The organism is Noviherbaspirillum massiliense JC206, assembly GCF_000312045.1.
GTDB lineage: Bacteria > Pseudomonadota > Gammaproteobacteria > Burkholderiales > Burkholderiaceae_D > Noviherbaspirillum > Noviherbaspirillum massiliense.
The window spans coordinates 2,423,109-2,436,506 of sequence record NZ_HE978634.1 but is presented as its reverse complement, the minus strand read 5'-3'; the positions used below and the strand labels follow the sequence as shown (position 1 = coordinate 2,436,506).

At 60.8% G+C, this 13,398-nt stretch carries 15 protein-coding genes; 7 read left to right on the top strand and 8 right to left on the bottom strand.

The features are described 5' to 3' along the window. Positions 1 to 39: 39 nt before the first annotated feature. The 3 genes from thpR to HGHM_RS23725 form a co-directional block, all read right to left on the bottom strand. Complete coding sequence (thpR, locus tag HGHM_RS22320) at positions 40 to 603, bottom strand: RNA 2',3'-cyclic phosphodiesterase (protein ID WP_019141764.1); 564 nt, start codon at positions 601 to 603, stop codon at positions 40 to 42. A 132-nt stretch (positions 604 to 735) separates the two neighbouring features. Next, positions 736 to 1,689 (bottom strand): metallophosphoesterase family protein, encoded by a 954-nt coding sequence (locus tag HGHM_RS11935; RefSeq protein WP_019141763.1) that lies wholly within the window; start codon positions 1,687 to 1,689, stop codon positions 736 to 738. A 112-nt stretch (positions 1,690 to 1,801) separates the two neighbouring features. Further along, positions 1,802 to 2,257, bottom strand: a complete 456-nt coding sequence (locus HGHM_RS23725; RefSeq protein WP_245549207.1) for a hypothetical protein — start codon at positions 2,255 to 2,257, stop codon at positions 1,802 to 1,804. 358 nt (positions 2,258 to 2,615) lie between these two features. On the opposite strand from HGHM_RS23725, the gene HGHM_RS23185 reads away from it, so the two are divergent. Both HGHM_RS23185 and HGHM_RS11920 read left to right on the top strand, forming a co-directional pair. Beyond that, positions 2,616 to 2,789, top strand: coding sequence for a hypothetical protein (locus HGHM_RS23185; RefSeq protein WP_019141761.1), 174 nt, complete (start codon positions 2,616 to 2,618; stop codon positions 2,787 to 2,789). 75 nt (positions 2,790 to 2,864) lie between these two features. Beyond that, positions 2,865 to 3,059 (top strand): hypothetical protein, encoded by a 195-nt coding sequence (locus HGHM_RS11920; protein ID WP_148415495.1) that lies wholly within the window; start codon positions 2,865 to 2,867, stop codon positions 3,057 to 3,059. A gap of 37 nt (positions 3,060 to 3,096) precedes the next feature. Here HGHM_RS11920 and HGHM_RS11915 read toward each other — a convergent pair whose 3' ends face one another. Beyond that, entirely contained in the window at positions 3,097 to 4,290 is a 1,194-nt protein-coding gene (locus HGHM_RS11915) for an HPP family protein (RefSeq protein ID WP_019141759.1), read from the bottom strand. A 180-nt stretch (positions 4,291 to 4,470) separates the two neighbouring features. Between HGHM_RS11915 and HGHM_RS21240 the strand changes: the two genes are divergently transcribed. After that, a complete protein-coding gene (locus HGHM_RS21240; protein ID WP_148415493.1) occupies positions 4,471 to 4,719 on the top strand; it encodes a hypothetical protein in 249 nt (82 codons plus the stop codon). A gap of 146 nt (positions 4,720 to 4,865) precedes the next feature. Here the strand turns inward: HGHM_RS21240 and HGHM_RS11905 are convergent, their stop codons facing one another. Continuing rightward, positions 4,866 to 5,933, bottom strand: coding sequence for an NAD(P)-dependent alcohol dehydrogenase (locus tag HGHM_RS11905; RefSeq protein ID WP_019141757.1), 1,068 nt, complete (start codon positions 5,931 to 5,933; stop codon positions 4,866 to 4,868). A gap of 331 nt (positions 5,934 to 6,264) precedes the next feature. Here HGHM_RS11905 and trxC point away from each other — a divergent pair, with 331 nt between their 5' ends. Then, positions 6,265 to 6,699, top strand: a complete 435-nt coding sequence (gene trxC, locus HGHM_RS11895) for a thioredoxin TrxC (protein WP_019141755.1) — start codon at positions 6,265 to 6,267, stop codon at positions 6,697 to 6,699. A gap of 33 nt (positions 6,700 to 6,732) precedes the next feature. Here the strand turns inward: trxC and pncB are convergent, their stop codons facing one another. After that, positions 6,733 to 7,920 (bottom strand): nicotinate phosphoribosyltransferase, encoded by a 1,188-nt coding sequence (gene pncB, locus HGHM_RS11890; RefSeq protein WP_019141754.1) that lies wholly within the window; start codon positions 7,918 to 7,920, stop codon positions 6,733 to 6,735. A gap of 99 nt (positions 7,921 to 8,019) precedes the next feature. Here pncB and HGHM_RS11885 point away from each other — a divergent pair, with 99 nt between their 5' ends. The 3 genes from HGHM_RS11885 to HGHM_RS11875 are packed head-to-tail and all read left to right on the top strand — an operon-like array spanning position 8,020 to position 11,072. Further along, a complete protein-coding gene (locus HGHM_RS11885) occupies positions 8,020 to 9,435 on the top strand; it encodes an NTP/NDP exchange transporter (RefSeq protein ID WP_019141753.1) in 1,416 nt (471 codons plus the stop codon). Continuing rightward, positions 9,436 to 10,440, top strand: a complete 1,005-nt coding sequence (locus HGHM_RS11880; protein WP_019141752.1) for an aldo/keto reductase — start codon at positions 9,436 to 9,438, stop codon at positions 10,438 to 10,440. Between the two features lie 32 nt (positions 10,441 to 10,472). Then, positions 10,473 to 11,072 (top strand): histidine phosphatase family protein, encoded by a 600-nt coding sequence (locus tag HGHM_RS11875; protein WP_019141751.1) that lies wholly within the window; start codon positions 10,473 to 10,475, stop codon positions 11,070 to 11,072. Here the strand turns inward: HGHM_RS11875 and mnmH are convergent. Together mnmH and senA are read right to left on the bottom strand one after the other, a co-directional pair. Further along, positions 11,038 to 12,147, bottom strand: a complete 1,110-nt coding sequence (mnmH, locus tag HGHM_RS21235; protein ID WP_019141750.1) for a tRNA 2-selenouridine(34) synthase MnmH — start codon at positions 12,145 to 12,147, stop codon at positions 11,038 to 11,040. The two genes, HGHM_RS11875 and mnmH, sit on opposite strands and share 35 nt — an antisense overlap. Before the next feature lie 51 nt (positions 12,148 to 12,198). After that, positions 12,199 to 13,386 (bottom strand): selenoneine synthase SenA, encoded by a 1,188-nt coding sequence (gene senA / locus HGHM_RS11865; RefSeq protein WP_019141749.1) that lies wholly within the window; start codon positions 13,384 to 13,386, stop codon positions 12,199 to 12,201. Positions 13,387 to 13,398: the final 12 nt, after the last annotated feature.

Genomic DNA, 13,398 nt, shown 5'->3' with positions numbered 1-13,398 from the left:
GGAGATGCAACGCCGCCAGCGGCATATTGCCAGGCGCTCTTAATTCCCGATACCGGATGCATCCGGCAGCCATACATCCTCATCCAGGCTGCGCATTGCCAGCACCTGGTACGCAGCGCCATCCGGTCCGGTCTTGGATTGCACCAGTGCCACCTGGTTTGCCCGCCATGGAATCGGCGTGAAGGGCGTGTCAGGCGGGGGCGGCGCATCTCGCGCAAGCGTGATGTGAGGCTTGAAGCTGAGCTGGTTGTCGAAGCTGATGCCCTGTTGCGCTAGCGCTTCGCTCAGCCGCTTGTGCAGCACGGCCAGGGTCTCCGGCATCTGATGCGTCCCGATCCATGCAATGCGCTTGCGGGTGAAATAACCGACCCGGTCGAGACTCAGAGAAATGTCCGCTTTCGGAAGATGCATCAGTATCGATTCGAGGGCGGGCAGCAGATCGGCGGGCTGCGATCCCAGAAAAGCCAGCGTCACATGCAGGTTGGCATAGGGGATGAGCCGGCCGCGCATGGGCGCCTGAACTTTCATCACAGCCGAACGCACGGCATCGTCCGGCCATAGTGCGTAAAACAGGCGCAGCTGTTCTGCCTGCTTGGTTTCCATGAATGTCCCGTCTCTCCGTTTGCTGCGGCTTGTCCGGCAAGCATATGCGCCGGATACCAGAGCGATATTCGCGCTCCTGCGGCCAGCGGACGCCAATGACAGACAGCGAAACCGCGGAATGATTCCTCAAGGTCAATGGCAAAGCGTCGCGCCGCGGTCGGCAAATGCATTCTCATTCACGGGCAGGAATTCCCATTCGTAACCCTTTTCCTTCAGCACCATTTTCAGCACCCCATGGGTGAAATTATGGGCGGCCTCGCTGTTCGACTTGGGAAACCGGAAGGGTGTCAGCTGGGCGCCGCCGGTGCCCACCACGAACTGCCGCATGCCGTGTTCGTCATCACGCCTGCCGCCGCCATCCTGCAGCGCGAACCGCTCATAGTCATGGTCATGTGCCGCCAGCACCACCTCGACACCGGCTGCCTGCAGCAGCTTCCATGCCTCGGCCATGTTCGGATTGCTGCCGTGACCGCCGGAGCTGAATACCGGGTGATGCCAGAAGGCGAGCGTGCATTGCGTCCTGTTCTGTTCCAGGTCGGCCTTCAGCCACGCGAGTTGCGCGGCATTTGCCTGCGGCTTGAGATTGCTGTTGAGGGAGACGATGTGCCAGGAGCCAAGATTGAAGCTGTAATAACCGCGCCGGTCCGGCCCGGCACGGTCGCCGAAATAGTCGTAATAGCCTACCGCCTGCGGCGTGTAGTACTCGTGGTTGCCGGGCGTCGGATAGGTGCGGGACTTGAATCGGCCCCAGGTGGGTTCGTAGCAATCCTCGAATTCCGCCGCCAGGCCCACCGGATAGGTATGGTCGCCGAGTGACAGCACTGCGGCGTCCCTGTCCTTCGCCAGTCCGGCCTCGATCAGTTTTGCAGTCTTTGCCGCCCCGCTGTGTTCCGGCGGCACCTTCTTGCAATCGGCGATATCGCCGGCGGCGTAGATCGTGATGCCCGGGCCCGGCAGGGAAGCCGAATCGGTATGCCCGGGCCGGCCGCCGACACAGGCGGCAAGGCCCAGCGTCAGCAGGGCGGCTGCAGCAGTTAGAAAAACCGAGGAAGTGCGAGGGAAGCCGCGCCAGTCGATGCCGGTCATGCTTGTTCTCCTTTTTTGCCAAAAGGATAGAAGCTTCAGCGGCCTCTGGCAATGCGGCGGCTGATGACCGGCATCTTTTCAATAGGAATGGGTGTCTGATCCTGGCTTCGCGTCAGAATTCATGTTCGGCGAAGGCGCGTCTCGCCCTTTGTTCGGCAGCTGCCCATGCATCGGATTCCGAACCGAAGGTGCCGGCAGGAATATAAGTTTCCGCGACCTCGGGTTCGCGCGTGAGGCGCACGAATACCTGGGCTTCATACGTTTCGTCCGGCTGCTTCATGGCAAGAATGCGCGCGATATGCGTCCCGCTCTGCAAGATGCGCCCCGGCAGATTCGATTCCCCATCGCCTGCACCTGCGCGCCTTGGCCGCTGTTCTTCCTGCGTCGGCCGCTGGTCAGCATATTTCTGTTCCTCGATCACCTGGTGAAGATGGCTGCCGTCCAGCGGCGGCTCTTCGGGCGGTTTGCTGAGGGATTGTTCCGCTTGCTCGATATCTCGTTGTCCAGGTGATTTTTCTCCGCTTCCGATATCGGCTTCTTCCATTAAGTGTCTTGGTTCCTGTGCCATGCCAATCTCCTTTCGGCGTTGCATATCGATGCGGCCATTCTTCATGCAGAAGGCCGTCTCCCGGGATGTGCGTTTATCGACAGTCGGGCCTGATGTCCATTGTGGAAAAGGATGTATCAATATGATAGGCCGTGCCTCCGATAGTTCTGGCAAGGTTTCAAAACCCGTAAAGCAATCAGTCCGCCCGACATGTTCCCTTGCGCAAGATGTGCGGTGGCAGCACTTGCAAGTCGGAACTGAAATCTGCGCGGGTCGTGCAAGCAGATGTCGGTCAGGGCGGATTGAACTCCCGCCCGGGCGCGGCACTCACATAGGTACGTCTGCGCATGTTTTCCGCACAGCTGGAAGGAGCAAGCCAATGAGCACAGGATGGATCAAGCCGGCAGATGTCTTGCGTGGACACAAGGCACCCATTCCGGAAGAAGAGCCGCTGCCGGGAGAAGATCCCGAGGAGCCTGACGAGGAACCTCCGCCGCATCCCGATCCGGTCATCTGCGAGCAGATCCGGATGCCTGCGGAAGAGCCAGTCTGATTGTCCGGTGCAAGTGCCGGAAAAAAGGGCCGGAACATCGTGGCGGCAATGCATCGACATTTTTTGGAGACGGGCATGAATCAGCACCACAAGCCTATCGAGGAACTGGGCAAGGCGGACCAGCAAGCCGCCCGGACTGAAGACAATCCGATCGGCATCGACGATATCGGCATGCCCTCCGGCATGCCAGCCAATGAAGTGAGCCAGCTCAACGAGATCAGGCCCGATCCGGGCAAGCTGGAACAGAAGCCGCAAGGCAATAAGCCCTGACCCGCACCAGCCGGTCTGCCGTTCCTTCCAGTTCCGCTCAGGCTGCCTTGCGGGAGTCGAGCAGGGGACCTCGGTAGAGGGCGGAAATCAGATCCGATTGCGACACCATTCCTGCAAGCCGCCTTTCCTCGTCAATGATGGGAATGTGGTGCAGGCCGGTATCCGTCAATATCGGCACCAGCTCCACGACATGCATGTTGATGCCGGCGGTGATGACCGGCTTCGTCATGATCTGGCCCGCCACTTGCGGCTTGACCGCCTTCAAGCGCCTGCTGCCTCGGATGAAGCGGCGCAGCTTCGCTTCGAAGCCGTCGTACATGTCCAGACTGGCATGGCTCAGGAAATTGTCGATGCCAATCATGCCTATGACCCTGCGCGCCTGATCGATCACTGGCAGCACCTTGAGATGATGCTTGCGCATCAGCGACCAGGTTTCCGCGAGCGGGGTGCCGAATTCGACCGCAACCAGGTCGCGCGACATGATGTCGCCGCAGGTGATTTCGCCGAAGCGGCGGCGGTAGGCATGCATTTCCGTCTGCATGAACAATGATTCGAGTTCGTCGCGGCTTACATCCAGGACCTGGTTGTATTGCTTGAGCACGTCTTCCAGGTCGGCAGGCGTAAAGCCGATGCGGTCAGCGGACTTGGCATCGGCAGTGCCGTGCGTATTCTTGTGGTCGAGATGCGGTGCATGGGGATAACGCCGACGGGTGCCATTGTTGAACAGGATCGCCACAGTCAGCAGCAGCAGGGAATTGATTCCTACCGGAGAAATAATGAAGCGGTAACCCATGGAGTGGATTGCCGGTCCCCCCAGGACGGCACTCAGTGCGATGGCACCGCCCGGCGGGTGCAGGCAGCGCAGGGCAAACATCGCCGCAATGGCGCATGCAACCGCCGCCGCTGCGGCAAAACTCGGGTCATGGATCAGGCTGGCACAAGTCACGCCGACCGCGGCCGAAACCATGTTGCCGCCGATGATGGACCAAGGCTGGGCCAATGGGCTTGTCGGCACGGCAAACAGGAGGACGGCGGACGCGCCGATCGGGGCAATCAGCAAGGGCAGGGCTGTCGAAGGACCGAAAACCAGTGCGCTGAGCAGTCCTGTCAAGAAAATGCCAATTAATGCGCCGCAGCCGGCGCGGATTCTTTCAGTGATGCCAACTGAGATTGAATGGGGCAGGAATCCTTGCAGCCAATGGGCAAGCGGTTTTGTGCGAAATACTTGCATGCTGAAATTCGACGGGATCGCCGAAATAAAAGATGCAGGAGTTTACACGCATTAAGACTTTCCATGTCGGAGAGCCGGTACGGCGTGGCGACCGACCGACACCGCTGATGTGCAAATTTCACGCGAACGTGGCACGCAAAACGCAGTCCTACTTATCCGTTTTGAAACAGGATGAATGCAATGGCAACAAAAGAGGAATGCGATAAATATGCAGCCGAACTGACGCAACGTTTCGACGACATGGTCAGATGGGCAATCGAAAACTGGCCGAAACCGGAATTCCCCTTGCTCGATTCCGATTTCCGCCAATCCCGGCGCGAACTGGGCGAAATCCTGGGACCGAAACTGGGTGACGGCGAAGCCGAAGCGCCGCCAGCCCCCAACGAATCGGAGCCATTCATCCCTACCAACCCCATGCCCTGGCCATGAGCGAGAACAATGCCTTGATTTTCATCAAGGGTGAAATTTCCTTTCGGATCATGTAGATAAGCAAGCTTGTTCTCGGTTATCCACAGAATTGGCCACAATAAATGTGGGTAAGCGGAACAGGCATGCGGAGATGGTACGAGCAGGCGCTAGGCTGCCTTGGCTTCGTTGTTCAGGGAGGCCATGTCGATCACGAAGCGATATTTCACGTCGCTCTTGAGCATGCGCTCGTAGGCTTCGTTGATTTTCTGGATCGGGATCAATTCGATGTCGGAGACGATGCCGCGCTCCGCGCAGAAGTCGAGCATTTCCTGGGTTTCCCGGATACCGCCGATCAGCGAGCCGGCAAGGCTGCGCCGCTTCATGATCAGGTTGAATACTTGCGGCGAGGGATGCGGATGTTCGGGCGCGCCGACCAGGGTCAGCGTGCCTTCGCGCTTCAGCAGCACCAGGTAGGCATCCAGGCTGTGCGCTGCCGCTACCGTATCCAGGATGAAATCGAAGCTGTTTTCATGTGCAGCCATTTCCTGCGCATTCTTCGATACCACGACTTCGTCTGCGCCGAGCCGCCGCGCATCTTCCCGCTTGTCCGGCGAAGTGGTGAACAACACGACATGCGCGCCCATCGCATGCGCAAGCTTGAGACCCATGTGGCCAAGTCCGCCAAGGCCGACGATGCCGACCTTCTTGCCCTTGCCGACTTGCCAGTGACGCAGGGGGGAATAGGTGGTGATGCCGGCGCACAGCAGCGGCGCCGCCGCGGCCGGGTCCAGCTTGTCGGACACCTTCAGCACGAAGTGTTCCTTGACCACGATATTGTTGGCATAGCCGCCGTAAGTCATGCCGCCGGTATGCATTTCTTCACCGTTGTAGGTGCCGACGAAACCGTTTTCGCAGTATTGCTCCAGGCCTTCGGCACAGGCGCTGCAGTGCTGGCAGGAATCGACGATGCAGCCCACGCCCGCCATATCGCCTTCCTTGAAGCGCGTGACTTCACTGCCGACCTTGGTCACGCGCCCGATGATTTCATGGCCGGGAACAACGGGATAGAGCGTGTTGCCCCATTCATTGCGCGCGGTGTGCAGGTCGGAATGGCAGACGCCGCAGTACAGGATCTCGATCTGCACATCCTGCGGCCCGGGTTCGCGGCGCTCGAAGCGCAGCATGGCAAGTGGCGATGTTGCAGAAGTGGCGCCGTAACCGAATGAACGCAGCATGATGGTGCTCCTGTCGAAGATGGAAATCCTGTTGACTGAAAGGGGAAGTCGCGGTTCCTTGCCCTGTGCCGGTGCAGAAGTCCGCGGGAGCTTGATGCGCTTGCTTTCGCATCGGGAGAAGTCCCGGGACGGGCTTCGTTAATTCATGACTGGTTTAGAAGGCCTTCGGGCAACGATGTTCAACTTCCCGGCGTGATCCTTTCCTATTCCTCGGCAAGCAGTCGATGCCGGAGGCGTGCCGGGCTTCGTTTTGCAGCAAAAGGAAAATTCCCGCTTGCTGGTTGTCGAACGATTCGAAGGAATCAGCTGTGCATTTTCATGAAGGAATCCCATGGAAGACTCCCTGCATGTTGTCTGCCCGCATTGCGATGCGGTCAATCGTGTTCCGGACGGCAAACTCAATGACAAACCGACCTGCGGCAAGTGCAAGCACGCTTTGTTCACTGGCCATCCAGTGGAATTGAACGGCCCTCGCTTCATGAAACACATCGCGCGCAGCGGCATTCCCGTACTGGTGGATTTCTGGGCGCCGTGGTGCGGCCCCTGTCGCATGATGGCGCCTGCCTATGAACAGGCGGCGCAACATCTGGAGCCTGCCGTGCGCGTGGTCAAAGTGAATACCGAGGAGGCGCAGGACGTGGCGGCGCGTTATGCCATCCGCAGCATTCCCACGCTCGCGTTGTTCAGAGGCGGCAGCGAAGTCGCGCGCCAGGCGGGCGCAATGGATGCGCCCCACATCGTTGCATGGGCAGAGACGCGAGCCTGAGCGCGTTCAGCAGGTATTTTCCGAACCGAAAGCTCAGCTGCTGTGGTGGAAGACCTGGCGCAGGTAGGCAATGAAAGTGGGATCGGTGCTCTGGGTCTTGCCCGGTGTGTCGGACAGCTTGGCCACCGGCTGGCCGTTGCAAGCAACCAGTTTCATCACGATGTTCAGGGCCGGTATGCCGGTGTCGTTGGTCAGATTGGTACCGATGCCGAACACCGTCGTGGCGCGGTCGGCGAAATGGCGGTACAGGGAAAAGGCGCGCGGAAAATCGAGCGCATCGGAAAACACCAGGCGCTTGGTGTTGGCATCGATGCGCAGCTTCGCGTAATGGGCGAGGGCCTTTTCACCCCATGCCACCGGATCGCCCGAGTCATGCCGCAAGCCATCAAAGAGCTTGGCGAAATACAAGTCGAAATCCGCCAGGAAGGCATCCATGCCCACCACGTCGGTCAGGGCTGTCCCAAGATCGCCGCGGTACTCCTGCACCCAGTCCTCCAGCGCCGCCTTCTGGAAGTCGCGCAGGCGCACGCCGAAGGCCTGGTAGGACTGCAGGTATTCATGCGCCATGGTTCCCATCGGCACCAAGCCATGCTTCCATGCCAGGTAGACATTCGACGTCCCCTTGAACCATTGCGGCACTTCGCGCGCGAGCGTGGAAACCACTTCATCCTGCCAGTCGCCGGAAAAGCGGCGGCGCGTGCCGAAGTCGGAGAACTCAAAGGGATTGCGTTTCGGCGGTTCGTTCGCGAATTCGCGCAGCATGGCGATCTTGCCGGCCAGCCGCTTGCGCGCTTCGCTCAGTGCGGCTTCCCGGTCGAACCGCCGGAAATACAGTTCATTGACGATGTACAGCACAAAAATTTCAAAGCCCATCACGTGCACCTGCGGCCCGCATGCACGGATGCGCAGCTCCAGGCCCTCGGTGCTGACCGTAATGAATTTGCGCTGGAAGCGGAAGATGGTCAGGAAATCGACGAAGTCGCTCTTGATGTAGCGCAGGCTGCGCAGGTAAGCCAGTTCTTCGTCGCGAAAGGACAGCGAGCAGAGATGATCCAGTTCCCGCTCCACCTCGCTGGCGAGTTCCGCGAGCGGATAGGCCGGAGTATTGCGGCAGGTAAAGACATATTCCGTCTGTGCGCCCGGATGGCTGTGCAGCAGCGCCTGCCACATGGTGAATTTGTACAGGTCGGTTTCCAGCAGGCTGCGCACGATCGGTTCCATCCAGTCTCCTCAAAAGGCGGGCGACATGCTGACATCGAAACGCATTGCGACGCCATCAGTCGAACAGATGATAACTCTCTGCACTAATTCACGCCGACCATGCCTGTTCCCGCAAAAATACGGTCCGATGCACTTTCCGGGCTGCACCGCGTGCTGGCGCGGGTGGTCGACCTGCGTTCCGAAGAAACGCTTGCGGTGGCATGCGGCTTTGCCTATTTCTTCTGCCTGCTGTGCAGCTATTATCTGATGCGTCCATTGCGCGATGCGCTTGGCCTCGTGGGCGGCGCGAACCGGCTGCAATGGCTGTTCACCGCCACTTTCATCACGATGCTGGCACTGGTCCCGGTCTTCGGCATGCTCGCTGCACGCTGGCCACCGCACCGCTTCGTTCCTCTCATCTATCGCTTCTTCGCCTTGAACATCCTGGGCTTCGGTGCGCTGTTTGCGACCGGGGTGCAGGAACTCTGGGTGTCGCGCATCTTCTTCGTCTGGATCAGCGTGTTCAACCTGTTCGTCGTCAGCATTTTCTGGAGCGTGCTTGCCGACCATTTCAGCAGCGAGCAGGGGCGGCGCCTGTTCGGCTTCATTGCCGCTGGCGGCACGGCAGGCGCGCTTGCCGGCCCCGCACTGGCTGCGGTGCTGTCGGTGCAGCTCGGTGTGGCGACGCTGACGGTGCTGGCGGCCGGCTTGCTCGAACTCGCCGTGCGATGCTTCCGCGGAATTGCGCTTGCAGCTGATGCAGGCAATGCCGGGCAGCAGGCGCTGCCGCTTGCGAGAAAGCCTGTGGCGCGGGACGATGCAATAGGCGGCAGTGTCCTCGGTGGGATCATGCTGATCCTGAAGGAACGCTATCTGCTGGGCATCGTGTTGTACCTGCTGCTGCACACCTTCGCTTCGACCTTCCTGTATTTCGAGCAGGGCCGCATCGTTGCGTCGACGCTTGCCGATACCGCTTCGCGCACCCGGCTGTTCGCGATCGCCGATTTCGCCACATCCTGCCTCACGATCGCCTTGCAGCTGTTCGTCACCGGGCGGCTGATTCGCCGGTTTGGCGTGAGCACAGCACTCGCCTTGCTGCCTGTTGCCGGCATGTTCGCCTTTGTCGGCATCGCCGCGTGGCCGACGCTTTTCATGCTGGTGGCGGCGCAGAGCATGAGGCGCGCTGTCGACTTTGCGGTTTCCCGGCCCGGGCGCGAAGTGCTGTTTACCGTGATTAGCCGGGAAGCAAAATACAAGGCGAAAAGCGTGATCGAAACCGTGGTGTATCGTGGCGGCGACGCGGTGAGCGCTTGGGTCTTTACGGGACTGGCCGCAGCCGGCATCGGCTTTGCGGGCGTGGCCGCGCTTTCCCTGCCGTTGACGGCATGCTGGATCTGGTTGTCAGCCTGGCTTGCCCGGCAACAGGAAGGCCGGGCGAAGAAAGCCGGAGCGCGAGCCGGTGGCAATGCAGGCGTCATCACGCATGAGCTCGCGCAGCGCAACGGACAATCGGGAACGAGACAGGAGGAATGTTGAATGAGACAGGGTACCCATCAGCATCAGGACGGGGGCGCACGTCGCCTCCATGCGGCAGGCAATGCAATGAGCCGCGCCGAATTCCTGCGGCTTGCAATGGCCACCGCCGTCACGCTGAGCTTTGGCGGCACGACGCAAGCGGTTTCGGGGCCAAACCCTGAGCCCGGCAGGAGCGAACGCATGCACACACGCGCCATTCCGTCGAGCGGTGAACTCCTGGCCGTCATCGGCTGCGGCACCTGGCAGACTTTCGACGTGGGGCCGGGTCAGGAAGAGCGCGCACCCTTGCTGGACGTGTTGCGCATCCTGTTTGCTTCCGGCGGGTCGGTGATCGACAGTTCACCGATGTACGGCCGTTCGGAAGCGGTGGTGGGCGATTTGCTGACGGAGCTGAAGGCGCATGACAAGGCCTTCGTCGCCACCAAGGTATGGACCCGCGGCCGGCAGGAAGGGATCCGGCAGATGCAGGAATCGATGCGCCTGCTGCAGGATCCTCGCATCGAACTGATGCAGATCCATAACCTCATCGACTGGCGCACTCACTTGCAGACGCTGCGCGCGTGGAAGGAAGAAGGGCGCATCCGCTATCTCGGCATTACCCATTACACGGCCAGCGCCTACGATGAGCTCGAAGCCATCATGCGCAACGAGCAGCTGGATTTCGTCCAGCTGAATTATTCACTCGATGAGCGCGAGGCCGAGCGCAGCCTGCTGCCGCTTGCCGCCGACCGCGGCATTGCGGTGCTGGTGAACCAGCCTTTCGGCGGCGGCGGCTTGCTGCGCCGGTTGGCCCAGGCGCCGCTGCCGCCATGGGCGGGCGACATCGGTTGCGAAAGCTGGGCGCAAATCCTGCTGAAGTATGTAGTCAGCCATCCGGCCGTCACCTGCGCCATTCCCGGCACCAGCCGCCCGCAGCACATGCAGGAGAATTGCCGCGCCGGCCTGGGCGTGCTGCCGGATGAAGCCATGCGAAAGCGAATGGCGGCGTTCTGGGACAAGCGCTGATCCTGCAAATGCTTTAGTCCGGGCTCGAGAGCATGAAACCTGACCATCTGATTCGGCATGCGGTGCGGCTCTTTGCGCTTGCCATGCTGCTGGTATCGCAAGCCGTGCATGCTGCCGACACGGCTTCCAACGAATCGCTGTGGTCCGCCTTGCAGTCCGGCGGCTATATCGTGCTGATTCGGCATGCCGAGACGGAACCCGGAACCGGCGATCCGCCTGGATTCGTTCTGGACAACTGCAGCACGCAGCGCAATCTCTCGGCCGAGGGACGCAGCCATGCGCAACGCCTCGGCGAAGCCTTCCGCAAGCAGCGGATTCCGGTTGCCGACGTGCTGTCGAGCCGCTGGTGCCGGTGCATCGACACGGCCCGGCTCGCTTTCGGTACGGCCAGGCCGGCTGCCATGCTCGATTCCATGTTCGATGATGACGACGATCGCATCCAGGCAAAGGTCCGCGCCGTATCCGCCGCCGCACGAGAGAGGCCGGCTGCGGGCAATCGAATCTGGGTGACCCACAATGTGAACATCCGCACGCTGACCGGCATTTCACCCGGTGCCGGTGAAATGGTGATCGTGTCGGCTCAGAAGGACGGCACGCTCAAGCCGGTCGGGCGCTTGACTGTCCCTCGATGACGAGTGCGCCGGACTCGCCAGGTGCATCGGTACATGCGGGGGGCATAGCCGTCTCGAACTCCGAGCGCATGCGTTGCGCCACCGGCAACAAGGCGTCTGCGGAGAGGTCTTCCAGAACGACCTTCGGCGAAGAATCAATCGCCGGATAGTTGCGCAGGATCGAGCGCCGGTATGCAGGGTCGTAATGCTTGCGCATCAGGCGTTCGAACAGTTCCACCACTTGCCGGGCTTGCGCCAGCTTCTCCCACTCGGCAAACTCTTCGCCGCCGACCAGCGAGCGCAGGTGGGACAGTCGCCCGATCAGCGCTTCCGGGTCTTCCTCGAAATGGCGATAATCCTCGCGCCACAACAGCACCCGTTGCGGCATCGGTGCATCGACGGCAATCGTCACGCCCTTGCGCATGCCGGCCAAGAGCGCATCCGGCAACTGGACATTGCCGATCTTCTTGCTCTCGGCTTCGATCCAGACGGGTTTGGCCGGATCGAATTCCCTCAGCCGCTGCAGCAACTGGCTGTCGAACAGTTTCTGGGTCGGCTGCTCCCTGCCCGGAACCGCGCCGATTACCGAACCGCGGTGCACTGCAATGCCTTCGAGGTCCAGCACCTGCGCGCCTGCTTTTTCCAATGCGGTCAGCACGCGCGTCTTGCCGCAGCCGGTGGGGCCGGAGAGCACGAGATAGCGGTAATCACCGGGAGCAGTCTGCAATTGATCATTGACCCAGCGGCGATAGCCTTTCCAGCCGCCTTTCAGTTTTTCGACGCGGTAGCCGATGGTATCGAGCGCATCGAACCAGAGCCGGCTGCGCTTGCCGCCGCGGAAGCAGTACACCAGGATTTTGCTTTTCCGGCCATATTGCGAAACATATTCGTCGAGGTGGCGTGCGATGTTCTTCAATGAATACTGCACGCCAATGAGGTAGGCGCCCATCGGGTCGGTACGGTGCAGCGTCCCGACCTCGGCATATTCTTCATTGTCGACGACCGGCAGATTGACCGCGCCGGGAATATGATCTTCTTCGAATTCGCGCGGGCTGCGCGCATCGATGATCAAGTCATAAGAATGGAAATCGTACATGCGCACATTGTACGTTCTTTCCAGCCGGCGGCACCGCAAAAGGCCGCGCAGTCACAGCGCGCAGGTGCGGAAACCGATGAACAGGTCATCCCGTTCGGGCAGATAAAAGTTGCGGAATTTCGGTGACTGCAGGCGCAGCCGAGTGGCAAACGAGGCGCCCCGCACCGCCTGATGGGTCTGGAAATACGGCTTGGAGTATTCCCGGTAAGCATCGGGCGCGAAGCCGGGATAGGGCTCGAACGGGGTGCAGGTCCATTCCCACAAATCGCCCCAGCGCAAGGCGGGATGGCCGGACAGGGCCGCATACTCCCATTCGGCTTCGGTCGGCAGCCGGCGACCGGCCCACTGGCAATAGGCTTGCGCTTCATACAAGCTGACGTGCCGCACCGGTTCCAGTGGAGTCAGCACCACCGGTCTGCCGAAGCGCCAGGCGCGCCAGGCATGGTCTTCGCGCTGCCAGCCCTCGGGCGCAGAGCGTTCCTGCCGCATCAGCCAGATGCGCCCGGCCGTGCTCCAGAATTCGGGACGCTGATAACCGCCATCGGCGATGAATTCCCGGTATTGCGCATTCGACACCAGGGTTGAATCCATCACGAAAGGCGGGACGTACACTGCATGCGCCCATTTTTCATTGTCGAACACGAATCCTTCCCCAGGCCGGCTGCCCATTTCGATGGTGCCGCCGGCGAAGCGGATTTCGCCCTGGGCCCAGGGCCGGATCGCGCGACCGTGGAATCGCTGGGGCAGGGGCAGCCCGAGGGTCTGCAAGGTGTAAGCGAATGCTTCGCCATGCATGTCTTCATGTGCGAGCGCGAGGCGATAGGGATACAGCGCTGCGTCGCTTTGTTCCGTCCTGTTCAATTTGTCCAGCACGCGGTCGAGCACTTCATGGCAATAAGTCTTGAGTGCGCCGGCGGATGGCAAACCGAGGGTCCAGCGCGCGCGATGCGCCACCGTGTTCGAATCGAACCAGTCGTCACCTTTCGTCAGCATGGAAGGCTGCTGCGCAGCATCCGGTGTGCTCGATCGCGCCTCCCGCAGGATGTACCACTCCGCAAACCAGGCGATATGGCCAAGCTCCCACAAGGGCGGATTCAGGATGGAAAGCCTGGGCACTTTGGCGGGATCGTCCAGGCCGGCTTCGGCAAAGCAGTTGAACAGGGCAAGCGTATAATCCCGCGCATCCTGCAGGGCGCCGGCAAGTTCATGCCGGTTGGCATTTCGAAAGGAAAAATTCATCGGCTTTGTCCG